18 protein-coding genes are annotated in these 24,336 nt (G+C 41.1%); 9 read left to right on the top strand and 9 right to left on the bottom strand.

The window, feature by feature from the left end; translation table 11 throughout:
- Positions 1-275: 275 nt before the first annotated feature.
- The 3 genes from hemJ to pheS all read right to left on the bottom strand — a co-directional run bounded on the left by hemJ (position 276) and on the right by pheS (position 3,280).
- Positions 276-860, bottom strand: coding sequence for a protoporphyrinogen oxidase HemJ (gene hemJ / locus RMZ41_RS27820; RefSeq protein WP_322644113.1), 585 nt, complete (start codon positions 858-860; stop codon positions 276-278).
- 269 nt (positions 861-1,129) lie between these two features.
- Positions 1,130-1,981: an alpha/beta fold hydrolase gene (locus RMZ41_RS27815; protein WP_322644112.1), complete on the bottom strand. Its 852-nt coding sequence runs from the start codon at positions 1,979-1,981 to the stop codon at positions 1,130-1,132.
- A 306-nt stretch (positions 1,982-2,287) separates the two neighbouring features.
- The gene (gene pheS, locus RMZ41_RS27810) at positions 2,288-3,280 is read right to left on the bottom strand and encodes a phenylalanine--tRNA ligase subunit alpha (RefSeq protein WP_322644111.1); all 993 of its coding nucleotides are present in this window, start codon (positions 3,278-3,280) and stop codon (positions 2,288-2,290) included.
- A 208-nt stretch (positions 3,281-3,488) separates the two neighbouring features.
- Between pheS and surE the strand changes: the two genes are divergently transcribed.
- The 6 genes from surE to secA all read left to right on the top strand — a co-directional run bounded on the left by surE (position 3,489) and on the right by secA (position 11,999).
- A complete protein-coding gene (gene surE / locus RMZ41_RS27805; protein ID WP_322644116.1) occupies positions 3,489-4,286 on the top strand; it encodes a 5'/3'-nucleotidase SurE in 798 nt (265 codons plus the stop codon).
- A gap of 287 nt (positions 4,287-4,573) precedes the next feature.
- Entirely contained in the window at positions 4,574-5,470 is an 897-nt protein-coding gene (locus RMZ41_RS27800) for an MBL fold metallo-hydrolase (protein WP_322644110.1), read from the top strand.
- Between the two features lie 402 nt (positions 5,471-5,872).
- Positions 5,873-6,949, top strand: a complete 1,077-nt coding sequence (locus RMZ41_RS27795; protein ID WP_322644109.1) for a bifunctional riboflavin kinase/FAD synthetase — start codon at positions 5,873-5,875, stop codon at positions 6,947-6,949.
- Between the two features lie 122 nt (positions 6,950-7,071).
- A complete protein-coding gene (locus RMZ41_RS27790) occupies positions 7,072-7,980 on the top strand; it encodes a MoxR family ATPase (protein WP_322644108.1) in 909 nt (302 codons plus the stop codon).
- A gap of 272 nt (positions 7,981-8,252) precedes the next feature.
- Positions 8,253-8,825 (top strand): cytochrome C, encoded by a 573-nt coding sequence (locus RMZ41_RS27785; protein ID WP_322644107.1) that lies wholly within the window; start codon positions 8,253-8,255, stop codon positions 8,823-8,825.
- A 381-nt stretch (positions 8,826-9,206) separates the two neighbouring features.
- On the top strand, positions 9,207-11,999 hold the full coding sequence (gene secA / locus RMZ41_RS27780) for a preprotein translocase subunit SecA (RefSeq protein WP_322644106.1): 2,793 nt from the start codon (positions 9,207-9,209) through the stop codon (positions 11,997-11,999).
- A 261-nt stretch (positions 12,000-12,260) separates the two neighbouring features.
- Here the strand turns inward: secA and RMZ41_RS27775 are convergent, their stop codons facing one another.
- The 4 genes from RMZ41_RS27775 to RMZ41_RS27760 all read right to left on the bottom strand — a co-directional run bounded on the left by RMZ41_RS27775 (position 12,261) and on the right by RMZ41_RS27760 (position 17,721).
- Entirely contained in the window at positions 12,261-13,841 is a 1,581-nt protein-coding gene (locus RMZ41_RS27775) for a DHA2 family efflux MFS transporter permease subunit (protein WP_322644105.1), read from the bottom strand.
- Positions 13,842-13,976: 135 nt separating this feature from the next.
- Positions 13,977-15,236, bottom strand: coding sequence for an MFS transporter (locus tag RMZ41_RS27770; RefSeq protein WP_322644104.1), 1,260 nt, complete (start codon positions 15,234-15,236; stop codon positions 13,977-13,979).
- 410 nt (positions 15,237-15,646) lie between these two features.
- Entirely contained in the window at positions 15,647-17,095 is a 1,449-nt protein-coding gene (locus tag RMZ41_RS27765) for an HlyD family secretion protein (RefSeq protein ID WP_322644103.1), read from the bottom strand.
- 158 nt (positions 17,096-17,253) lie between these two features.
- The gene (locus RMZ41_RS27760) at positions 17,254-17,721 is read right to left on the bottom strand and encodes a MarR family transcriptional regulator (protein WP_322644102.1); all 468 of its coding nucleotides are present in this window, start codon (positions 17,719-17,721) and stop codon (positions 17,254-17,256) included.
- Positions 17,722-18,164: 443 nt separating this feature from the next.
- Between RMZ41_RS27760 and RMZ41_RS27755 the strand changes: the two genes are divergently transcribed.
- Entirely contained in the window at positions 18,165-19,895 is a 1,731-nt protein-coding gene (locus tag RMZ41_RS27755) for a hypothetical protein (protein ID WP_322644101.1), read from the top strand.
- Between the two features lie 79 nt (positions 19,896-19,974).
- On the opposite strand, the gene RMZ41_RS27750 is transcribed toward RMZ41_RS27755, so the two are convergent.
- A complete protein-coding gene (locus RMZ41_RS27750) occupies positions 19,975-21,633 on the bottom strand; it encodes a glycosyltransferase family 39 protein (protein WP_322644100.1) in 1,659 nt (552 codons plus the stop codon).
- A gap of 381 nt (positions 21,634-22,014) precedes the next feature.
- On the opposite strand from RMZ41_RS27750, the gene RMZ41_RS27745 reads away from it, so the two are divergent.
- Both RMZ41_RS27745 and RMZ41_RS27740 read left to right on the top strand, forming a co-directional pair.
- Positions 22,015-22,659 carry a class I SAM-dependent methyltransferase gene (locus tag RMZ41_RS27745; RefSeq protein ID WP_322644099.1) on the top strand — a complete coding sequence of 215 codons (645 nt, stop codon included), beginning with the start codon at positions 22,015-22,017 and terminating at the stop codon, positions 22,657-22,659.
- Positions 22,660-22,770: 111 nt separating this feature from the next.
- Positions 22,771-23,226 carry an EVE domain-containing protein gene (locus RMZ41_RS27740; protein ID WP_322644098.1) on the top strand — a complete coding sequence of 152 codons (456 nt, stop codon included), beginning with the start codon at positions 22,771-22,773 and terminating at the stop codon, positions 23,224-23,226.
- 255 nt (positions 23,227-23,481) lie between these two features.
- Here the strand turns inward: RMZ41_RS27740 and RMZ41_RS27735 are convergent, their stop codons facing one another.
- On the bottom strand, positions 23,482-24,306 hold the full coding sequence (locus tag RMZ41_RS27735) for a M90 family metallopeptidase (RefSeq protein ID WP_322644097.1): 825 nt from the start codon (positions 24,304-24,306) through the stop codon (positions 23,482-23,484).
- Between the last annotated feature and the right edge of the window lie 30 nt (positions 24,307-24,336).

The following is a 24,336-nucleotide window of genomic DNA, read 5'->3' as shown; positions in this document are numbered from 1 at the left end:
GGATTTTCCACTCTCTCTTGCACCCTCAAATCCCTTCCCCTAGTAGTTTACTTCGACTTGTGTGTACACCGTAGCCCGAAAAGCGGGGAGGGGAGACAAAGCGTAGCTTTGGCGGGGTGGGGTTCTTCGGGTTTAATAAGTAATCAAGCGAACATGATATAAGTCGCTTATAAAAAGTTAAATCCCCGACTTATTTGAAAAGTCGGAGATGCTGCAAATCGTGAATTTCCAATAATTTTGCATCCATGCATAGCTTCTGTAGACAGCAATTTTGTCTAACTTTGTTCTTGTGGAACTTGCCCTATCTGTGCAGTCAGCTTTTCTTTATCCTGCCTACGTTTTTTGGCATAAAGTTGAATAGTGACTGCCATCAAAATAATCATGGCGAAAATAGCCCAGGCAGCGATATCTGTAGGTAAATTATTCTTAAATACAGCCAGCAATACGATCGCTACTAACATAACTGTAGGTGCTTCATTTAAAGCACGCAATTGCTGACTATTCCAGCCACATTCATCTACTGCTAACTTCTTCATAAGTCGAGCGCAGTAATGATGATAGCCAATTAAAATAGCAACAAACAGTAGTTTAAAATGTAACCAACCCTCTTTTAAAACATCCGGCTCAGTGGTTAATAAACCGATAGCCATTGCGATCGTCACAAACATTCCTGGGTTAGTGATGATGCGGTAGAGGCGCTTTTCCATAATTTGATACTGATTTTTCAGTATCGTTCTCGCTGGTTCCGGTTCTTCATTAGCTTCAACGTGATAGATGAAAAGGCGTACTAGGTAGAACAAACCAGCAAACCAAACTACAAATCCAATAATATGAAATGCTTTAAACCATGAATAAGCCATGAATACTAATTCCTTTACTTGTGGTTGTAAGCCATTTTTAATGGTAATAAAAAGTAGTCAGGAGCCAGAACTCAGAATTCTGAATATTCCACCCATTAAAGGATGGACTTTTAACAAGAAATAAATTTTAATTCTGCCACTCAGTCTTCTATTTAGTGGACTACAGTGATGATTTTGCACCATCTACTAATTGATTCTGATTCCTGAATTCTGACTCCTGAATTCTGACATTCATTTTTATAATATCGATTTTTGCCAAAAGTATATTGTCAATGAGTATCTTTACGACGCACAAAAGGTAAAAGGTCTTCCAAAATTGCTTCGTGGTAGTGTTCTTGAGGATAATGTCCGACGTTATTAAGTTTGATTAATTCAGAATTTGGTGTAGAATTCGTAAAATTTTGGGCGATGTCTACAGATAACCAGGGGTCAATCACTCCCCATTGAATCAGAATTGGCTGTTGCCATTCTTTAAAGCCAGATTCAATTTCTGTCATTGCTGAATCAAGCTGTAAATTACGAATACTTGATAAAAGGCTCCGCCCAGATGACGAAGTTTGCAAAAATGGTTTTCGATAAATGTCTAAATCCTTGTCTTCTATGCGATAACGGCTACCACCCTCTAGCGTCCGGTCAACTAATAGGGGGTCTTGGGTCATGACTTCACCTGCCAAAGGTAGACCCATTTGTTTAATTTTCCAAGGTAATTTGGCAGCAGTTGATATTGGTGTATTTAGAATAACTAAATTGGCAATCTGTTCTGGATGACGCAGGGCATATTGTAACCCTACAGACCCTAAAAAGCCTTGAACAACTAAAGAAAAATGTTCAAGTTCTAGTGCTTTGATAAATCCTTCTAAAGCTGTGATAAAAGCATCAGGTGTGTAAGCAAAATCTCGTTTTTCTGGTTTTGCAGAAAAGCCGTAACCAATCCAATCTGGAGCGATCGCTCTTGTCCCTTGATTTGCTAAAGCAGGTATAATATTACGCCAACTATAACTTTGTGAAACTAAGCCGTGTAGCAACAACACAGGCGCTAAATCAGTTCTGCCGATTGGTAAAGATTCTCGATAAAACCATTCCAGTGAATCTACACTGATTTTATGTTCTGTTATTGACACGCTATATTCCTATGGATTCGGCCATGGGGCATTGTTTATTGAGGAAACTTAAAGTCAAGACTTAGGCAAAAAATAGCCCAAATCTAGATTTTACGGTAGGGTCAATTTATGAATTGCCCCTTCCGCCTGTAGTTCTGCGTAAGTCCTAAAAGTAAAACTATTTTCAGACTTTTTTGATCTAGCAAAGATTAAGTTTTAATAATCTTTACAAATTACACCAAATGTTAACTAATTTGGCTCCTATTTATACTGAATTCTGGCTTCTGAATTCTGTTTTGAGCAAATTGATTTTTGCAAGAGATTTGATTAAAATTGCTGCAAAAACCGCAAATCACTAGCATACAACCGACGAATATCATCGATTTGATGTAACACCATTGCAAAGCGTTCTACACCAAAACCGGCAGCAAACCCAGTATAAATTTCTGGGTCATAACCCACAGACTTAAGTACATTCGGATCGACCATACCGCAGCCCATCACCTCTAGCCAGCGCCCATTCCACCGCAAATCCACCTCAGCCGATGGTTCGGTAAAGGGGAAATAACTAGCGCGGAAGCGAATAGGTAAATCACCAAATACTGCTTGTAAAAATACTTTAATTGTGCCCTTGAGGTCTGTAAAAGTTAGTCCTTCATCAATGGCTAAAAGTTCTATTTGATGGAAAACAGCCGAGTGAGTAGCATCTACATTATCTCGCCGATAAACTCGCCCTGGAGACACAATCCGAATAGGTGGTTCTTCTCTTTCCATGTAACGAATTTGCACTGATGAGGTTTGAGTGCGGAGAAGATTGCCATCTGGAAGGTAGAAGGTGTCCTGCATATCACGGGCGGGATGATCGGGTGGAGTATTGAGAGCTTCAAAATTATAATAATCTGTTTCCATCTCTGGCCCTTGAGCCACGGTATAGCCCATACCAACGAAGATATCCAGCGCCCGGTCAATAATTCCGTTGAGGGGATGAATGCGACCTTGGGGGCTATAAATTCCCGGCATAGTTACATCGAGAGTTTCCGCCTCTAGCTGTACCTGAATTTGCGCGGCTTCCAGGGCGGTGCGTTGCTGGTCTAGACTAGTTTGCAGAGATTCTTTGACTGTATTGGCGATCGCTCCAATTTTCGGCCGTTCCTCTGCACTCATTTGCCCCATACTTCGCAACAGTGCCCCCAGTTCCCCTTTCTTACCCAGATAATTAACTCTGAGTTCTTCTAAGCGTTCTAGGGTGTCGGCGGCTGCGATCGCTTTTTCTCCTTCCTGCCGCAGCGCTAAAAGTTGAGCTTCTAAATTGCTAGTCATTAGTTATTAGTCATTGGTCATTAGTCATTAGTCTATAGTCAAAAGCTGTGAACTGCTCGACAAATCAACTTACACATAAGGCGCAAACTTTCGCTGCACTGTACTAGCGAGTATAAATGTTTTTTTGCTGCTTGTGACCTCAGACATTGACAAATGGCTAATAACAAATAACTAATAACTAATGACAAATGACCAATGACCAATGACTATGAAATTACTAATTAGTAACGACGACGGCGTTTCTGCCTTGGGGATTCGCACCCTAGCCAACTACTTGGCAGAGGCAGGTCATGATGTTAGTGTAGTTTGCCCAGATCGAGAGCGATCGGCAACTGGACATGGATTAACTCTTCACCAACCCATTCGCGCTGAAATTGTCGAGTCAATTTTTCATCCTGCTATCAAAGCTTGGGCTTGCGATGGTACGCCTTCAGATTGCGTCAAATTGGCGCTGTGGGCTTTGCTAGATACTCCTCCTGATTTGGTTCTCTCTGGCATTAATCAAGGCGCAAATTTGGGGACTGAAATCTTGTATTCCGGCACTGTTTCGGCAGCAATGGAAGGTCTAATTGAAGGCATTCCCAGCGTCGCCTTAAGTCTTATGAGTCACACATCTAAAGATTTTCAACCTGCTGCTAAGTTTGCCAAAATTCTCGTAGACCAGTTAGCTCAAAAACCACTGCCAGATTTAATGTTGCTCAACGTCAATATTCCTGCTGTGAAGTGGGAAGAAATTGCCGGTGTTACTCTTACCCGCCAAGGAATACGGCGTTACATTGATGTGTTTGATAAACGAGTTGATCCTCGTGGAAAGACGTACTACTGGTTAACCGGAGAGGTAATTGAGGATGTGGAACCCCCAACTGGATTAAATCTGCCTCAAAATGTACCGACAGATGTACAAGTTGTACGTAAAAACCACATAAGTATTACACCGTTACAATACAATCTCACTTACGCAACTGGATTAGATAAATTATCTGAGTGGGAATTCAATTTTCAATGAATGATTTGATTTATCAGGACAAAATTGGGGTTATATAAATGCATCAGAGAAAAATGTAGGCTATAACGTAGGGGCAGTCTTGAAATAACCGATACACATCCACCCCAAAACCTCGAAAATTCTACCTGATAGTATTTCATTCACAATTACACAATTAGCCAGAAACAGGGTATGCTGTTTTACCAAGAAATCCTCCCTCTACCAATACCGGTGAGACAGCATAAACTTAGACAAAATAAGTAACATTTTTTCCAATTATCGCCCGCTCAGTCCAGCAAGCAACACCTATGTCTAGGATAGAGAACCAGTTTACCGTACAATTTTGGGGCGTTCGCGGCAGCATCCCCAGTCCAGGGCCACACACTGTTCGTTACGGCGGTAATACCCCTTGCATATCAATGCAAGCGGGCGATAAACGCTTAATTTTCGATGCTGGCACGGGACTACATGTTTTGGGCCAATCTTTGTTGCGCCAAATGCCGTTGGAAGCTCACATATTTTTTACCCACTCTCACTGGGATCACATGCAGGGTTTTCCCTTCTTTACCCCAGGATTTGTCAAGGGGAATGACTTTCATATCTACGGCGCGATCGCACCTGATGGTTCTACCATAGAACAGCGCCTCAACGATCAAATGTTACACCCGAATTTCCCCGTACCCTTGCAGATTATGCAAGCCAATTTAAATTTCTACGACATTCGACCGGGGCAACCAATAAACATTGATGAAGTTACTGTAGAAACAGCGCCTTTAAACCATCCAGGTGAAGCCATAGGATACCGTGTCAACTGGCGTGGTGGCGCTGCTGCTTATATCACCGATACCGAACATTTTCCCGACCGACTTGATGACAATGTGCTGTGGTTAGCTCGTAATGCCGATATCTTAATTTACGATTCTACCTACACAGACGAAGAATATCATTCGCCAAAATCCCCAAGAATTGGCTGGGGACATTCTACCTGGCAAGAAGCTGTGAAATTGGCACAAGCCGCTAATGTCAAAACTCTGGTGATTTATCACCATGACCCCGCACATGATGACGACTTTTTGGATCTTGTCGGGAAACAAGCAGCTGCAAAATTTCCAGGGGCAATTATGGCACGGGAAGGATTGATACTTCAGATTCCTACCTCAGTAGCCTTATCAGAATCTTTTCCTGTTAGTAAGTTTTCTACCTAAAGATTGCGATCGCAGGAATTGGAGATTTTAGATTAGATTGGTGATCAGAAGCTTTCAGCAGTCATTGGTCATTAGTCATTGGTCATTGGTCACTTGTACTGAGCGAACGCGAGTGCGTCTTGTAGAGAAGCCATAAAGCCTGCGGCATAGCAACTCTTGGAGACGCTACGCGAACGCTTGGGGCGCAGCCTCTCGTAGAGAAGTATTGGTCATTAGTCATTAGTCATTGCTTATTTACAAATGACATAGACGCTTCTGCGGCTTCCCGCAGGGTAGGACAAATGACAAAAGACAAATGGCAAAAGACAAGTTGGTACTAGAAAAGCTGTCCTTGTCAAGGCGGTTTACCATAAGGTAGCTTCCTGCTGATAGCTAAAATAAACCTAAAATCTCAGAATCCACGTGCTAAATTTGTCTCAAAATGGGTGTTCTGTGTGGGTTGCTTCTTCTAGCATTGGGCTACTAACGCCGACTGCTGTTGCCCTTGGCAAGTTTGATGGTGTTCATCTCGGCCATCAAAGGGTAATTCAACCAGTTTTGCACCGTGGCGATCGCTTGTCAGTAGCCAATAGTCCCCAGCCAAAGGAAAATCAACAACTGACAAATCAAGAAGAATACACTTATTCAACAGTTGTCACCTTTGACCCCCATCCACAGGAGTTTTTCACGGGGCAACCCCGGACTTTGTTAACACCACTTGATGAAAAAGTTCAACAATTGCGATCGCTTGGGGTAGAGCAACTGGTATTACTACCCTTTGACAAAGAATTATCTGCTTTGACCCCCGAAGAATTCGTCCAAAAAATTCTCGTGCAGCAACTGCGATGCCAGCAAATTAGCATTGGGCAGGATTTTTGTTTTGGTGAAAAGCGTAGTGGCACTGCCAAAGATTTGCAATTAATCGCCGCCAAACATAATATCCCTGTTACCATCGTTCCCTTACAAACTTATACAGGTGACTCGCCCACAGAAAGTAGCTGCGTCAGTACTACTCAAACTCAAGATGCCCGCATTAGCACTTCATTGATCCGTCAAACCCTTGAGCAAGGCGACATCGAAAACGCAAATCTACTACTAGGTCGCCCTTACAGCCTCCTTGGTGTTGTCGTTCAAGGTCAACAATTAGGCAGAACGATTGGCTTCCCCACCGCCAACCTTCAATTACCAAAAGAAAAGTTTTTGCCTCGCCAAGGAGTTTACGCCGTCCGTGTTTATACCTTCAGTGAAACATCAGATGCTACTTCCGGCGAAAGCTTAGGTGTAATGAACATAGGCAATCGCCCAACTGTAAATGGTACTTATTCATCTGCGGAAGTACATTTATTCGATTGGTCTGGTGATTTGTATGGCAAAAAACTGACCGTGGAACTAGTTAAATTTTTGCGCCCTGAACAAAAATTTCCTTCTCTAGAAGCCCTGAAAACACAAATTCAACTTGACTGCGTTGTTGCTAAAAAAGTTTTGAGTGTTGAGTGCTGAGTGCTGAGTGGGAACAATGTATTTAGGGAAATTGGGCATTGGGCATTGGGAATTGGTTATTTCCCCCTGCTCCCTGCTCCCTGCTCCTCTGCTTCTTCCCCATTCCCCATTCCCCGCGCTGCATGAGAGAAAAAATTGACGCTTTAACACAAAATCTGGCTCTTACCATCGTTGGCAAAACTGAGGCAATACGCTTAGTGCTAGTAGCCTTGCTAGGTGGTGGTCATGCCCTTTTAGAAGATGTCCCTGGTGTTGGTAAAACCCTGCTCGCTAAATCTTTAGCTCGTTCGCTGGATGGCAAGTTTCAACGGCTACAATGTACCCCCGATTTATTACCAACTGACATCACTGGTACTAATATCTGGAACCCAAAAAGCGGCGAATTTACTTTTCTTCCTGGGCCAGTCTTTGCCAATATCCTCCTAGCTGACGAAATTAATCGCGCTACACCCCGCACTCAATCAGCTTTGCTGGAAGTAATGGAAGAACATCAGGTAACAGTCGATGGTGTCTCTCGTCCAGTTCCCCAACCGTTTTTTGTCATTGCCACTCAAAACCCTATCGAGTATCAAGGTACTTTTCCTCTGCCAGAAGCGCAAATGGATCGGTTCATGTTGTCGCTGAGTTTGGGCTATCCTTCCGAGGTAGAAGAACTCCTTATGCTGCAAAATCTCCAAAATGGTGTAAAGGTTGCTGATTTGCAACCTTGTATTACCTTGGCAGAAGTACAGGAATTGCGTTACCTCTGTTCTCAAGTAAAAGTGGCAACTTCCTTGCAACAGTACATCCTCGAATTAGTACGAGTAACACGGCAAGATGAGGAAATCGCCCTTGGTGTCAGTCCGCGTGGCACATTAGCATTACAACGGGCTGCCCAAGCGTTAGCTTTTCTATTAGGGCGTGATTATGTCATTCCCGATGATGTGAAGTTTCTCGTTCCTCACGTTCTTTGCCATCGCCTTATTCCTAGAGGAGGACGCAACGCTAGAACTGTTGTTGAGCGATTATTGCGATCGGTTTCTATTCCTTGAGGTAAAAAAGGTAGATAAAGGTTGTTTTTCAATTTTGGTCTAATTGCTTTCTCTTGAAATGCTACTAACAGAATCTGAAATCCAATGCAACCCTGTACTCAAGTCAGGGATAAACTTAAATTCCCCGATCTTGCTTGGATTTTAGAGATACTTAGACACAGAGCGGCTTGCTATTACTAAAACTACTTACACAAAATTTGAAACACTGCCAATACTGCGTAAGTCTTATGATTAGCACAAGCGCCACTTCTAAATATCTGGGAATGTGAGGAATGTCAATTTTTGTTAAACGCAAAATCCGCGATCGCGATCGCCAAGCGTTACAGCAAAGTGCCGAACGCGAGTTCAAACGCCAATTTTTCGGTTTACTTCTGGTAATTGTAACGTGGAGCCTCGCTATGGGTTGGCTTCTAGCTTTGGCAACTAACGCCCACAGTGCCACCCCCCCCGTCGAAATTGGCACTGTTGACGTAGTGCCTGCACAGTATCAACTGGGGCAATACCTGTACTTAGAAAACTGCTCTACCTGCCACATTGCTTTACCACCAGCCGTTTTACCCACCCAAACTTGGAAAAATCTCCTGCAAGACTCGCAGCATTATGGCGCACAATTAAAGCCTTTAGTCGATCCGCAGCGCATCTTGGTGTGGAAATATCTTTTGACTTTTTCCCGTGTCCAGTTAGACGACGAGGAAACACCCTATCGCCTCAATAACTCGCGTTATTTCAAAGCTTTGCATCCAGGAGTTAAGTTACCACGTCCCGTCCAGCTTGGCAGCTGTGTCAGTTGTCATCCCAGCGCTAGCGATTACAATTTCCGTCGTCTGACAGCAGAATGGAAGTGAGAGTTGGGAATTGGGAATGGGGAATGGGGAATTGGGAATGGGGAACTTGTACTGAGCGATCGCCAACAGCGTCCCGTAGAGAAGTATTGGGAATTGGGAATTTAAAAATTCATAACTCCTAACTCCTAACTCCTAACTCATAACTCTATTCCTTCTCTGACCCTATCTGGGGGCAAAATGATACTATGAAGAAAGAGTAAATATAAGATAAGAGTTAAAACCAATTAGTTTACTAAATAATTGGCTAGTTTTTCTCCTGTTTTTGAGGTAATTCTCATTTGACACCCATCCACAACCAAGAGGGTTGGGCTGGGTTAAGTGTTTATAATCAATGCCGAACCTTTAATTGCCATCCCCTTTGATTCAGTTCTATAATCTGCCATGCTAAAACTTTTGTTGGGCGACCCCAACGCTCGTAAGCTTAAAAAATATCAGCCTTCTGTTACTGAAATTAACCTTTTAGAGGAAGAAATTAAGGTTCTTTCCGATGAGGAGCTAAAAGGTAAAACTGTCGAATTTAAACAAAGGCTTGCCAAAGGTGAAGCCTTGGATGACCTTTTGCCAGAAGCTTACGCTGTTGTTCGGGAAGCAGGACGGCGTGTGTTAGGCTTACGGCACTTTGATGTCCAACTACTTGGCGGTATCATTTTACACGTAGGGCAAATTGCCGAAATGAAAACTGGTGAGGGTAAAACGCTGGTAGCAACCTTACCGAGTTATTTGAATGCCCTGACTGGTAAAGGTGTACACGTGATCACCGTCAACGATTACCTGGCTCGTCGGGATGCTGAATGGATGGGACAGGTGCATCGCTTCTTAGGGCTGAGTGTAGGGTTAATCCAGTCAAGCATGACTCCTAGTGAACGCCAGAAAAACTACGATTGCGATATCACTTATGTCACCAACAGCGAAGTCGGCTTCGACTACCTGCGGGATAACATGGCGACATCTATGGCAGATGTAGTGCAACGCCCGTTCAATTATTGCGTAATTGATGAGGTAGATTCGATTTTAATTGATGAAGCGCGGACACCTCTGATTATTTCTGGGCAGGTGGAAAGACCTACAGAAAAGTATCTGCAAGCGGCTGAAATCGCATCCACGCTTAAAAAAGACGAGCATTATGATGTAGATGAAAAAGCTCGGAACGTGTTATTGACAGATGAAGGCTTTGCGGAAGCTGAGAATCTTTTGGGAGTCACAGATTTATTTGATCCGGAAGATCCTTGGGCGCATTTCATTTTCAATGCAATTAAAGCCAAAGAACTTTTCCTTAAGGATGTAAATTACATCGTCCGCAATGGGGAAGTGGTAATTGTGGATGAATTTACCGGTCGGGTGCTACCTGGACGGCGTTGGAGTGATGGACTACACCAGGCTATTGAAGCCAAAGAACACGAAGAGATTCAGCCAGAAACTCAAACTCTAGCGACAATTACTTATCAAAATCTGTTCTTGCTGTATCCAAAATTGGGCGGAATGACGGGAACAGCAAAAACAGAAGAACCAGAATTTGAAAAAATTTACAAACTGGAAGTTGCGGTAATTCCTACCAACCAAACCAGAAAACGCGAAGACTTATCTGATATGGTCTTTAAGACAGAATCAGGTAAGTGGGGTGCGATCGCTAGAGAATGTGCCGAAATGCACGAACTCGGCAGACCTGTATTAGTAGGAACCACTAGTGTAGAAAAATCTGAACTTCTCAGCCGACTGCTGAAGCAGCTAGAGGTTCCCCACGAATTACTCAACGCGCGGCCAGAGAACGTTGAGCGAGAGGCGGAAATCGTCGCCCAAGCCGGACGCAAAGGTGCTGTCACCATTGCTACTAACATGGCGGGTAGAGGTACAGACATCATCTTGGGTGGTAACTCCGAATACATGGCACGTTTGAAACTGCGGGAATACTTTATGCCCCGCATCGTCATGCCAGAAGATGAAGATAGCTTTGGGGTTCAAAAAGCAGCCGGATTGCCAACAGGACACGGTGGTGGTCAAGGCTTTGTCCCTGGCAAAAAAGTCAAAACTTGGCGGGCTTCACCAGAAATTTTCCCCACCCAGTTGACAAAAGAGACAGAGAAACTACTTAAAGATGCAGTAGAAATTGCAGTCCGTGAGTATGGCGATCGCAGTTTACCGGAACTCGAAGCAGAAGACAAGGTGGCTGTAGCCGCAGAAAAAGCTCCCATAGACGACCCAGTGATTCTGAAATTGCGGGAAGCTTACAAGCGGATTAAGCAAGAATACGAACAATTTACTACCCGCGAACATGATGAAGTGGTGGGAATTGGTGGTTTGCACGTAATTGGTACAGAACGCCACGAATCGCGGCGGATTGATAACCAGTTACGGGGACGTGCAGGAAGACAAGGCGACCCTGGAAGCACGAGATTCTTCCTCAGTTTAGAGGATAACCTACTGCGAATTTTTGGTGGCGATCGCGTTGCTGGGTTAATGCAAGCCTTCAACGTCGAAGAAGATATGCCTATCGAATCGGGGATGCTTACCCGCAGTTTGGAAGGCGCACAGAAAAAAGTTGAAACCTACTATTACGACATTCGGAAGCAGGTGTTTGAGTATGACGAGGTGATGAATAATCAACGTCGTGCTATTTACGCCGAACGCCGCCGGGTTTTAGAAGGTCAAGATTTGAAAGAACAGGTAATCAAGTACGCTGAAAAAACGATGGATGACATCGTTGACTACTATATCAACATAGACTTACCCTCCGAAGAGTGGGAGTTAGAAAAGTTGGTTGAGAAAGTCAAAGAATTCGTCTATCTGCTAGCAGACTTGCAGCCAAATCAATTAGAAGATATGACAGTCGGTGAGATTAAAGCCTTCCTCCACGAACAGGTGCGAATTGCTTATGACCTCAAAGAAGCCCAAATTGACCAAGTTCAACCCGGACTAATGCGCCAAGCTGAACGCTTCTTTATTTTGCAACGCATTGATACGTTGTGGCGAGAACACCTGCAACAAATGGATGCATTGCGCGAATCGGTAGGATTGCGTGGTTACGGTCAAAAAGACCCGTTGATTGAGTACAAGAGTGAGGGTTACGAACTCTTCTTGGATATGATGGTCAACATCCGCCGAGATGTAGTCTATTCGTTGTTTATGTTCCAACCGCAGCCACAGCAGATGATGCAAACATCATCTGAGATGGTGTAGGAAGTTAGAAAAATATTTCATACAAAGGCGCTAAGAGGCAAAGCTTTCTTAGCGCTTTCGCATTTTGATGTATCGTTAGAAAAACCACATCCGTCGTAGGGGCAATTCATGAATTGCCCCTACGCCGAGGGTTTATTTAACATCAATAAATGATTAATAAAAACCTGAAATTACGTATTTAACTTAATGTACAACATGATTTTTTGTACAGTGCATCAGTCCTAGCTTTATCAAAAATTCTAACCCATAGATAGAACAAATCTAATGAGCGACAGCGCCACCAGTTGCTTTCACCTTTTTGAAGAATAAAATAGCCAGACCACTGACTAATAAAGCAATGCCAATAAAATAGAAACAATCGTTAAAAGCCATTACATAAGCTTCCTGGCGGACTATGTTAGATATGGATGCGATCGCTTGATTTTGAGCAGTACTTAAATCTGCTCCTCGATTGACAAAATACTGCGTCATTTGGTCAATTCGCTGTTGAGTTTCTGGATTATATAAAGATACTGTATCACCTAATCTATTCGAGTGAAATTGCTCTCTATTACTTAATAAAGTTGCTAAAGATGCAATTCCTATAGAACCGCCCAGATTCCGCATCATATTAAATAAACCACTCGCCGATCCTGCTTCTTTTGGACTCAATCCAGCAGTGGCGATAGACGTTAACGGCACCATAATTAAGGGTTGTCCCATTGCACGCACAAATTGCGACCATCGTAACTGATCTAATCCAGTTTGATTAGTCATTCCAGAGTTCATAAATGCACTGATGGAAAACAAAGTTACACCAACAGCCACCATTAAACGCACATCAATGCGTTGCATTAATTTGGGGATGAGGGGAATAATAAACAGTTGGGGAATACCAGCCCAAATCAAGACTTCACCAATTTGTAGCGCATTATATTTTTGAATTTGGGTGAGATACAACGGTAAAATATAAATTGAACCATACAACCCTATCCCCAGCGACACATTGACAATACTCGCTAAACCAAAGTTACGCCGAGACACAAGTCGTAAATTAATAAATGGTTGCTTACGAGTTAATTCAATATAGAAAAATATTGCCAAAAAAATTACTGCAACCACACTTAAGCGGACAATCAATGCAGAACTAAACCAATCTTTACGGCTACCTTCTTCTAAAACAACTTGTAGAGAAGCTAATCCAATAGCCATTGTAATAATTCCCCACCAATCACCTTGTTTCAGTAAATTAATTTGGGGTTTTTCTTCCTTAATTCCGTACCAAACACCAGCTAGCATTAATGCCCCTGGAATTACATTTATATAAAAGTTGTATTCCCAACCAAAATTTTCTGTTAACCAACCTCCCAATGTCGGGCCAATTGAAGGTGCAAAAACTGCACTAAAGCCAAATGCAGCCAGTCCAATCGATTGCTTAGATTGGGGTAAAGTCGTTAATACAACTGTCATAGCGGTAGGAATTAATACTCCTCCACTAAAACCTTGTAAAGCACGAAATAAAATCATGGAATTGAGATCCCACGACCAAGCACAGCATATAGAAAAGAAAATAAATAGTGCAGTATTTACTATCAAATAACGCCGTAGAGAAAACACCCGTGATAACCATCCTGTGAGAGGAATTACCACAATTTCTGCTACGAGATACGCTGTAGAAATCCAAGAACCTTCTTCTAGGGTTGCTCCTAAACTTGCTTGAATATCTTGCAGTGAAGCATTAGTTATTTGAATATCTAATACTGCCATGAATGCACCAAGCATACTGGCTAATACACCAATCCAGGTTTTTAGCGGTACACGTTCTGGTGGTGCTTGCTGACGAATTACACCTGTATTAGCCATAGTGTTGTTCCAGTTTCAAGGTTAAGCAATAAAATTTTTATTGAACAGAATTCAGGAGTCAGGAGTCAGAATTCAGAATGGTTTTTGTGCGAAAATCTTCAATAAATTTGATACTTTCTGGTTACATTTTTTATTCTATGCTTTATTACTCATTAAAATGCCCTTTTTCTCATAAATTGGGCGCATTATTGTCCTTAAAGCAGGTAACTGTCTGCTAAATATGATAGAACCTAAAATGCAAATTATACCATCAAGAATTAAAGTGTTGGGTGCGCCAATACGACTGGCTAAGATACCTCCTAACAAATTGCCAACGGGAATCATCCCCAAAAATGACATTGTGTATAAGCTCATCAATCGCCCACGCTTGTCATCTTCAACTATTGTTTGTAAAAAGGTGTTGCTAGCAGCAATTTGAAGAATTGTACCTAAGCCAACAAATAACATTGTAAATAAAGAAAATGGTAAAAATCGAGATAAAGAAAAGGCAATTAGACCAGTTCCTAAAATTGCTGGAGCTAAGGCAATCAAGTTACCAATTCCTAAGATTGTTTGACGTGTAGCTAGATAAATACCACCAGTTAAAGCTCCAACTCCAGAAGCCGCCATCAAAAAACCTAAACTTTCTGCGCCACCTTTGAGAACTTCTTCTGCAATAACTGGTACTAAAATAGTATTTTGCAGTCCCATAAGACTAACTAAAGCTGATAGTAATAAGATGGCTCGAATGGGTGGAAAGCTAAAGGCATATACAAATCCCTCTTTTACTTTTTCTAAGGGATTCCCGTCTGTCACCACATTTTTCCAGGGTTTAACTTTCATTGCCAATAACGCAGCAATTACAGCAATGTAGCTTAAACCATCAAATAAGAAACAATAGGCAGTTCCAACCCTGGCAATTAATAAACCTCCGATCGCAGGGCCAATTAATCGCGCCCCGTTGATCATGGTAGAGTTAATGGCGATCGCATTGGCTAAATCTTCTCGGCGTTCAACCAATTCCGGCACAAATGCTTGACGGGCTGGGGCATCTAAGGCGTTAATAAATCCTTGGAACAAGCTTAAAGCGATGATGTGCCATACCTGAATCACGCCAGTCAGCGCCAGTGCTGCTAATGTTAACGATTGAATCATCGCCAAGACTTGCGTACTAATTAAGGTACGATAACGAGAGAACCGGTCTACAAATACTCCGCCAAAGGGAGCTAAAAAAAAGCTAGGAATTTGACTCGAAAATCCCACAACTCCAAGCATTAATGGGGAATTTGTCATGTCATAAACTAGCCAAACCGTCGCAAGTTGTGTCATCCATGTCCCAATTAGGGAAATACCTTGTCCGGCAAAAAATAGTTGATAATTTCTTGACCTTAAAGCAGGTAGTAACGGTTTTTTCATATTAGGTTTGTTTTATACCAATCTGCTTTCATAAATATCATTTCACCTCCTCTCTATACGCCTGTCTTTAGATGTAGGAAAATGTCATAAACAGAAAGAGGTTTTTCGTCTGTTTGCAGGCAATTTGCTATTTTTGGGTTTCTCGTTTGATTACTTATTAAATCTGGAGAACCCCACCCCGCCAAAGCTGTGCTTTCTCTCCCTGCCCCTAATCCCCAGAGGGGGCCCCGAGTTCCCCGCCTGCAAGGAGAGGTTGGGGGTGGGGTTCTTTGGTTATGGGTCAATACGCTTGGGTTAAGGGCTATTGGTCAAAAATTTTGGTTTTCGAGACGCGATAAATCGCCGTCTCTACAAGTGCTTTGGTCTTATCTGAACTGTATTGGGTTATGGGTAACTTGGTGGACATGATATTACTTGACTTCTACAGCAACTTCCGCAGACATCCCCGGAGTAATCCGCGATTCATACCCTTGAATGCTCTTTTGGTCAAAAACTACTTTGACTGGGATGCGTTGGACAACTTTGGTAAAGTTGCCTGTAGCGTTATCCGGTGGCAATAAGGCAAACTGAGCGCCGGAAGCTGGCGAAAGACTTTCAACCCGACCAACAAAGTTGTGATGAGGAAAGGCATCCAGCTTGATTTCTGCTGTCTCTCCTGGGCGCATCTTTTCTAATTGGGTTTCCTTGAAGTTCGCAATTACCCAATACTCGTTATCAACGATCGCCATTAATGGTGTTCCGGCTGCAACTCGGTTGCCAACTTCCACGTTTTTCCTACCGATCCGTCCGGCACTGGGAGCGGTAACGTTGACGTAGGATAGTTGTAATTGCGCGTCTTTTAGCGATGCTTCCGATTGGGCGATCGCAGCTTTTGCCGCTTCGTATTGACTACGTTTTACTGCTGTATCTTGTCCGCCTGCTGTCGCTTGTTGCAATCCTCCCCTGGATGCTGCCAATTTAGCTTGGGCGTTGGTGACATTTTCTTGCGCCTGTGCTAACTGAGACTGGGCTTTGGCGACACCAACATTGGCGGAGGCTAATCTAGCTCGGGCTTGTTCTACTCCCTGAACGGCGGCGTTTCTTTGGGCTGTAGCCACGTTAAAAGCTGCCCTCGCTGTGTCTAATTGTTGACGAGCGATCGCGCCGTTTTGATACAACTGGTTGTAGCGATTGTAATCTGCTTGGGCATTTTCCAAATTCGCATTTGCTTGCGCTACCTGGGCTTGGGCGGCAGGAATCCCTGCTTGGGCTAGTCTGACTTCAGCTTGCGCTGCTGGTATCCCAGCTTGGGCTTCTTGTACTGCTGCTTGGGCTGTAGAAATTGCTGCTACCGCACTGCTAACATCTCCCTGCGCTTGAGTTGTCTTACCAGTGGTGGTTTGTGAAGTCAAAGCAATATTTGCTTGAGCGGCTTGTGCCTGTCCACGAGCATTTTCTAAGGCTGCTGATGCTTGCTGTACCTTACTTTCATAGTCTCGTGGATCTAATTTCACTAATAACTGTCCTGGTTGCACTAGTTGGTTATCATTCACAAGCACCTGACTTACAGTTCCGGGAATCCGGCTACTAACTTGGTGAATGTTTCCTGCAACGGTGGCGTTGTCTGTTTCTTGGTGGGTAGAGGCGTATTGCCAATAGTGATAACCAAAAGTACCTGCGGCGATCGCACCTACGCCTAATCCTGCCAAAATCAAACCAGTCGGTTTTTTCCGCTTTGCTGGAACTTCTTTCTCGATCTCAGGAGTTACAACAGGTGCTTCTGTGGTTACAGCTTCTAAAGTCTCTGAATTAGGAATCAATTCTTTCTCTATAACTATGGTTTTGTTTTGGTTGCGTCCGTTAAAAGTGTTAGCTTTCATGATCCTTAACTCGCTCGTTCAATAATTTTGATTGATAGTCGTTTATTTAGAATGCGTAATATTTCCTGAAAAAAATCTTATTTCCTTAGTATGCGTAATATTATCTCAAAACAAATCTCGATGTCACTTCCCCCGGTCGGGTGATTGTAGGACTATCTTTAGGAGAGGTTAGCGATCGCCCGATTCAAGATTTGGGAAAACACTTCGCGATCGGCAAAAGAAACGCCATCCATCGCTTCATCACGGACTGCGGCGGCGATCGGCGGTAAGATAGTTTCTAGTTCCTTACCTGCATCTGTTAGCCAGATTCGCCAAATGCGGCGATCGTGAGTGTCGCGTTCTCGACGCACTAAACCGCGTTCTTCCATGCGATCTAGTACACCTGTTAAAGTCCCTCCCACTTGTTTGAGTTTGTCTCCAATGCTAGAAGTCGGTAAACCATCTTCTTCCCACAAACAGCACAACACCAGCCAATGGAATGGCGTAAGTCCAAAGGGTTCTAGCCTTTCAGTAAACTTGCGACTGAGCAGTTGTGAGACTAATTTGATTCTGTAGCCCAAATTGTATGGTGCCAGATTTTGCTGCCACGAATCTAAAGCTGGGGAATTACTAGATGTAGAAACCATTTAGCATAATACTTAGCGTACGTACTATTATCATAACTAACTTAATCTTTTTTAGCAATAGTTTCTTTGCATCTGTCTTAGGGAAGAAATTGAATTGAGAATTTTTGACAGTGCCGAGAATTTGGTAACAGTAAGCACTAATAATCAATCAGCTATAGTAATCCGCTTTAATTTACGAATTTCTTGGCGTAAATAGGTAACAGGAAATAAAGCTTATTGAATTATACCTAGTTTTGCAAAAATAAAAAATAGGATTACTATTTTGTGTTTGAAAAAACTTAATTAAATATAAGATCAAACCTCACCCTCAATCCCTCTCCGATACTTTGGAGAGGGAAGCCGCAGGCAGGGTGAGGTTTGATATTTAATTTGACCCACTTACTTATATGATAAACTGCAAGGTTAAATTTTCTCATTAATTTATTCAGGACTAAATCTGCCCAATGCTAATTCCACAATTACAAAAACTTTTAACAACACCTATTACTCAAACAAACAGACGGAAGCAATCTAGATTGAGTGTCATATTTTGGTACAGTCTAAGTCTAACTTTTGCTGTTGGTTATATTCTTCTGGGGCTACGAAAAGCTTTCAGCAGTCAATATATCGTCAGCGACGATGCACGAGAATATATTTCTTGGATGTATCGTTACATTAACCCAGATTTATTTCCAGGGGATTTAATTGCAGATTATTTCCAGTCGGTAACACCAATTGGATATGGAATTTTTTATAAAATAATTGCGGCTTTAAATATCGATTTAATTTTATTCAGCAAAATTTTTCCAATAGTACTGGGACTAATTACAACTAGCTATTGCTTTGTAGTCTGTATGGAACTATTGCCAGTACCAATGGTGGGGTTTATCGCCTCTTTACTTTTAAATCAAAGTCTTTGCCTACAGGATGATTTATTTTCTGCGACCCCTAGAGATTTTATTTATCCTATATTTTTAGCTTTTTTATATTATTTAATCCGGTCTTCTGTGTTTGGTATATTAATTGTCCTTGCGCTCCAAGCTTTAATATACCCTTTAATAGCTTTTATCGAATTATTAATTTTATTTATGAGATTATTTAGTTGGCAGAATGGGCAGATAAATATTTCTCATAACCGAAAAGATTTTATTTTATTCGCAGCTAGCATAATGATTACTGGGATTATAATTTCAATTTATGCTATTCAATCATCACAATTTGGCCCAACAATTACTGCTGCTGTTGCGAGAACTATGCCAGAGTACTGGGATGGAGGAAGGTTTAGATATTTTAGTCATAATATTATTAATTATTGGTTTGATGGTAGAGATAGCGGTTTTTTTGCTTTAATTTCGCCTCCGCAATTATTACTTGGTTTATTATTACCAATTATTCTGAAATTCCAGTCTCCTTTTCCCCTAATAAAACAATTAAATAATGAAATAAAATTATTATTACAGGTAACGATAGCTAGCTTAATAATGTTTATTGCTGCCCATGCTTTAGCTTTTAAATTGCACTGGCCTAGCCGTTATACTCATCATACTTTTAAGATGGTACTTGCTCTTACAGCAGCGATTTCTATTACTTTGATTTTAGATGCTATATTACGAAATTCAAGACAAAATGAGAGACAAATTTTTACCTTGGCTACTATTGTTATCTTTAGTGCAGGACTAGTTTTTTACCCTAGTAGCTTAAAAGTTTTTCCCAAAACCCCTTATGTAGTAGGTCAAGTCCCAGCATTATATGATTTTTTGAAAAAGCAACCGCAAAATATTGTCATAGCGTCTACTTCCAAAGAAGCAGATAACATACCTATCTTTGCTCAAAGAACAATTTTGGTGGGTAAAGAATATGCCTTACCAATCCATACAAAATATTATGCCCAATTTAGTAAGCGGATGCTTGACCTTATTAATGCCCAATATAGTGAAGATATTAACCAGATTAAAGACTTTATCCAAAAATACCACGTAAGTTTTTGGTTATTAGAACGTTCTGCATTCACTCCAGAATATATAACTAAAAACACTTGGCTACAACAATATCAGCCAGCAGCAAAACAAGCGAACGTTAAGTTACAGAATTCTCTACCTGTTATAGCGACATTAATTAATTCTTGTACAGTTTTTGAAACTGATAATTTAGTCCTTCTCAAAACAGAATGTATAAAACTTGCAAATAAGGCTTGAACACAATGTCTAATTACAGCAGTTTTTTTGTATGAACTGCAAAGGTGATTGTTTTGAGGCAAAAAGTAGAAACTCTTTATTAGGAAAGGATTTGAATAAACAAATACTCTTTGACTGTAGCGATAATCCGGTAAGGTCGAGATAATGTAGAGGATTGGTCAGCATAGATTAAAGCATAGCTCAAAGGTGATAACTGGGAGATAGAAGCTACCTGGTGGGGGCGGGTGAAAAGATAGAAATTAAGCAGTACCTTGGTTTTAGCGTCTATTTCTACAAAGTAAACAGGATTAGTTTGGATAATTGAAGCGATCGTAGGTTGTTGTAAAAAAGTTCTCAAAACAGGATTATAATCGCTCAACAGACCTATACTACCCATCGCCGCTAAAGCTAGCCAACAGGAAATTAACCAACCTGCAATCCAGTAACGAGTTGTAAGAAACTTTTTGCCAAAGTGGTAACGGCCAATCCACACCACAGGCAAAATTAACCAACCTAAACCCATAGCCAAGCCAATAGTTGCATACTTGCGGATGTCAGAACCACCCCAACTCAGAACGACAATACTTGCTATTACAAGTAAAACGCCTAATCCCCCAAAACTATAGCTCAAATTCCGAGGAAGATTCTCCTTGGCAAAAATATTTAATAGATTTATTTTATCCTTTTTAAGAGGTAATTGTAAGTGCGTTTGGGTTTGATAAATATTGCTTAACCAGTTCAAACCTACAGATGCAAAAAAAGCTATGAATGGGTAAAGACAAAGACTGTAGTGAGATAAACGAGTAGTAAAAAAACTAAGTTCTACAAATAAGACAACTGGAAAGCCAACTAATATCAAATGGTAACGCTCAATAGGACGCTGAACAGTCAAAAATAAACCTAAAATTCCGAAGAAAGCCCAAGGAAATGCTTTTAAAATAATATTCCATACATAGAAAAACGGCCCATTATCATAATGGTCATTAGAACCTTGCTGCACAACAAACTTTAACAACTCCTCAAAACTTTGATTTCCATAGTGCAACCAGCTTAACCACAGCCAAATACAGGTAGGTATTAAACCTACAAAAAAACCTAAATACAAAAATGGGTTAGTAAGATGACGATGACGGCGATGTTCCCAAATTAAATAAGGTAATAAAGCTATAGTTGGCAAAAAAATCATAAAGCTTCTGATTAAAAAGCCTAAACCTAAACTTAAACCAGCTATAAAACTCCAAAAATAGTTATATTTAGGATGTAGTTCCGTTTTTATCAAAGACCAAATAGCTAAAAGAATTAAGAAAACCATCGGGACATCAGGCGTGCTTAAGCGGCAATATTGTAACCAGAGAAATTCCAAACTTAAAATTACAGTAGCTAGCCAAGCTAATTTTTTGTCTAGCATAATTTTGCCGATTTCATATACAAGCAATAAGCTAAAAATGCCAGCAATCATACTAGGAAGACGTGCGGTAACATCACTGATACCAAAAAGCTTGTAGAAACTGGCAATTAACCAATAGGGGCCGGGGGTTTTATGATGTGCTTTGTCCCAAGGTGCTATCCAATTGCCAGAATCAAACATCAGACGTGCGCGTGATGCGTAAAGCCCTTCATCATGTGCTATCAAACTATTGTGCCCAGAAGTAAATAATAATAAGGGCAGTATCAAAACTAACAAACTCAAATAGGGTAATAATCCGACTAGGCGGATTTGTCGCCAAATATGCTGCAATAAGCTTAATTTATAGAACATTTACTAATTCGTAATTCGTAATGACGTGGTGTTGAACTTATTTATCTACAGAAGTACGCGAACTGGTTAACGGGATGAAAAAGTTAGTAAGAATAAAAAACCTCTCTTTATAATTCGCTCCATTATGGATAGAGATTTAGATCCTCATGCATAATATAATTACGAATTACAAATTGTTAAGTAAGTGGATCAAATTAAATATAAAACCTCACCCTACCTCCGGCTTCCCTCTCCTTACTAAGGAGAGGGATTGAGGGTGAGGTTTAATCTTATATTTCTAGTTATGTGTCTTATTGTTATTAAAATATCTTACATAGGGATTGTTGAAAAATATCTACAATTGCCGTATTTTTCCGAAGAAGTTCTCCAAAACAGAGATTTATGCAGTTAAGACCGAATCAACGCCTGAAGTTAGATGACAAAGACGATAAGCTATTTTACGCCTATCCCCGCTTTGTTACCCATGTCGATGAAGGATTTATTCAACAGCTAACGGATTTATATAGCGATCGCCTCAAACCCAACACCCGCATTTTTGATATGATGAGCAGTTGGGTGTCCCATCTTCCACAAGAGATGCAATTTGAGCATGTGGAAGGACACGGACTCAACGCTGAGGAATTGGCACGAAATCCCCGCCTAAATCATTACTTTGTGCAAAACCTCAACGAAAATCCGCAGCTACCTTTACCAGATGAAGATTTTGATGCTGTTCTCAATTGCGTATCTGTGCAATATGTGCAATATCCAGAAGCAATATTTTCTGAAATTTACCGCATTTTGAAACCCGGTGGTGTCGCAATTATCAGCTTTTCTAACCGCATGTTTTTTGAAAAAGCAATTCAAGCTTGGCGGGAAGCTTCTGAAGCACAGCGAGTCGAATTAGTCAAAGCTTACTTTGCCTCAGTTCCAGGATTTACAACTCCAGAAGTTATAGTTCATAAGTCAACATTACCCAATTTATTACAGTGGTTAGGTGCAGCTGGAGGAGATCCATTTTATGCCGTTATAGCTTACCGCAGTTAAACCAAATAGTCACTATTACAACTTGACACAAATCCAGCTATTATTTCAGACAAGGGGCTTAATACCCTTGTTTGAAACCCATTGTTATTTGTATATTCATAACGTGTATAGATGAATTATTGGCTAATGAAATCAGAACCAGAAGCTTATAGTATTGCTGACCTTCAACAGCAAAATCAGACTATCTGGGATGGTGTTCGCAATTATCAAGCTCGCAATTTTTTACGTCAAATGCATGAAGGAGATTTAGTTTTTTTCTATCATTCAAATACCAATTCACCGGGCATTGCTGGATTAATGCGTGTGGTGAAAAAAGATATTGCCGATCCGACACAGTTTGAGCCAGAAAGTAAATACTACGATCCAAAATCCACTTTTGAATCTCCTCGATGGCAAACAGTTGTAGTAGAATTTGTTGAAACTTTTTCTAACCCAATATTGCTATCAATACTCAAGGAAAAGTTTAGCGCTGAAGAGTTAATGTTAGTAAGGCAAGGAAATCGGTTATCAGTAATGCCTGTCTCTGAAGCAGTGGCTTTGAAGATTTTGGCGATGAAAACCTCCTAAATAAGTAAGCGTGAATCATTCAAAGTTTATATAGGATTACTCTTGATTTTTGAACGAAATTAGGTATTATAGAGTGTATTAGAACGGAGTTATTAACGCACTATTATTAAGGTTTGATGCGTTACGCTGTCGCTAACACATCCTACGTATATTTTCTTCAAATCAAACTGGATTCCTATAGTAAAGGCTTTAGTCGTTAAAATAGAACTAAATGCTTTAATAAAAACCAGTTTAATCTTGCTTTCTTACTTAAATTCACAACCATTGCACAGGATCTAATTGATAATAACGTTGCAGTTGCTCATAAAGTGCTGGATGTTTGGACAATAATTGCTGCGGTTTCTCAAAGAATGTTTCAGTCGCTACAGCAAAAAATTCTGCGGGATTTGTTGCACCATAACTATCCATTACCGTTTTTGCATCTTGTAGAACATCATTACAAAGTTGCTGATATGCTTCTGTCATCACCTTTGCCCAAATAGGATAATCTGAGTTATGTTGCAGTATAGGAACCCCCTCAGCTTTACCATCTTCTTGATCTAATTGATGGGCAAATTCATGAAGCACAACATTACGCCCATCTCTCCAATTAGTAGTGTCTTGTTTCACCTGTTCCCAAGACACTACTAATTGGTCAGTTGTCCATGATTCACCCAGTCTTGCCACGCGCTTTTCTTCAACAACATAATTTCCGATGGCAGTCGTTTCTTTAACAAAATAAGTGTTCGGATAAACCAGAATTGAACGAAGTTTGGGAAAGTACTGTCCACGTTCATTTAGCAGGAGTAAACAGGCGACAGCAGCCAGAGTAATTTTCATTTCCTCTGTTACCTGTAATCCTCTACAGCCAATAAATTGTTTTTCTGCTAAGAATACTTGAATATGTCCCTTAAGTCGTCTGATTTCATCGGGAGAAAGACAAGTATAAATGGGAAGATTATTCTCAATAATTGCATTCCAAAGTGGGTGAAAAGGACGATGTTTGAGACGGTTTCTTCGCCTTTTGACTAAAATGGGATTGAATAAAATCCCAGCGATAATCAGCCCAATAATAAGAAAAGCAATTATTGTTTTAATCATTGACGTTTACTTAAAATACTTACTATTAAA

This window comes from Nostoc sp. DedVER02 (genome assembly GCF_034530675.2).
Taxonomy (GTDB): Bacteria; Cyanobacteriota; Cyanobacteriia; order Cyanobacteriales; family Nostocaceae; genus Nostoc.
The sequence above is the reverse complement of the archived record's forward strand: the minus strand, read 5'-3'. Positions and strand labels throughout refer to the sequence as shown.

Coding starts and splice junctions, on each gene's coding strand:
- hemJ (WP_322644113.1), bottom strand. CDS start 860: ATGGCTTATTCATGGTTTAAAGCATTTCATATTATTGGATTTGTAGTT.
- pheS (WP_322644111.1), bottom strand. CDS start 3,280: ATGACTAGCAATTTAGAAGCTCAACTTTTAGCGCTGCGGCAGGAAGGA.
- surE (WP_322644116.1), top strand. CDS start 3,489: ATGAAATTACTAATTAGTAACGACGACGGCGTTTCTGCCTTGGGGATT.
- RMZ41_RS27800 (WP_322644110.1), top strand. CDS start 4,574: ATGTCTAGGATAGAGAACCAGTTTACCGTACAATTTTGGGGCGTTCGC.
- RMZ41_RS27790 (WP_322644108.1), top strand. CDS start 7,072: ATGAGAGAAAAAATTGACGCTTTAACACAAAATCTGGCTCTTACCATC.
- RMZ41_RS27785 (WP_322644107.1), top strand. CDS start 8,253: ATGTCAATTTTTGTTAAACGCAAAATCCGCGATCGCGATCGCCAAGCG.
- secA (WP_322644106.1), top strand. CDS start 9,207: ATGCTAAAACTTTTGTTGGGCGACCCCAACGCTCGTAAGCTTAAAAAA.
- RMZ41_RS27775 (WP_322644105.1), bottom strand. CDS start 13,841: ATGGCTAATACAGGTGTAATTCGTCAGCAAGCACCACCAGAACGTGTA.
- RMZ41_RS27770 (WP_322644104.1), bottom strand. CDS start 15,236: ATGAAAAAACCGTTACTACCTGCTTTAAGGTCAAGAAATTATCAACTA.
- RMZ41_RS27765 (WP_322644103.1), bottom strand. CDS start 17,095: ATGAAAGCTAACACTTTTAACGGACGCAACCAAAACAAAACCATAGTT.
- RMZ41_RS27760 (WP_322644102.1), bottom strand. CDS start 17,721: ATGGTTTCTACATCTAGTAATTCCCCAGCTTTAGATTCGTGGCAGCAA.
- RMZ41_RS27755 (WP_322644101.1), top strand. CDS start 18,165: ATGCTAATTCCACAATTACAAAAACTTTTAACAACACCTATTACTCAA.
- RMZ41_RS27750 (WP_322644100.1), bottom strand. CDS start 21,633: ATGTTCTATAAATTAAGCTTATTGCAGCATATTTGGCGACAAATCCGC.
- RMZ41_RS27745 (WP_322644099.1), top strand. CDS start 22,015: ATGCAGTTAAGACCGAATCAACGCCTGAAGTTAGATGACAAAGACGAT.
- RMZ41_RS27740 (WP_322644098.1), top strand. CDS start 22,771: ATGAATTATTGGCTAATGAAATCAGAACCAGAAGCTTATAGTATTGCT.
- RMZ41_RS27735 (WP_322644097.1), bottom strand. CDS start 24,306: ATGATTAAAACAATAATTGCTTTTCTTATTATTGGGCTGATTATCGCT.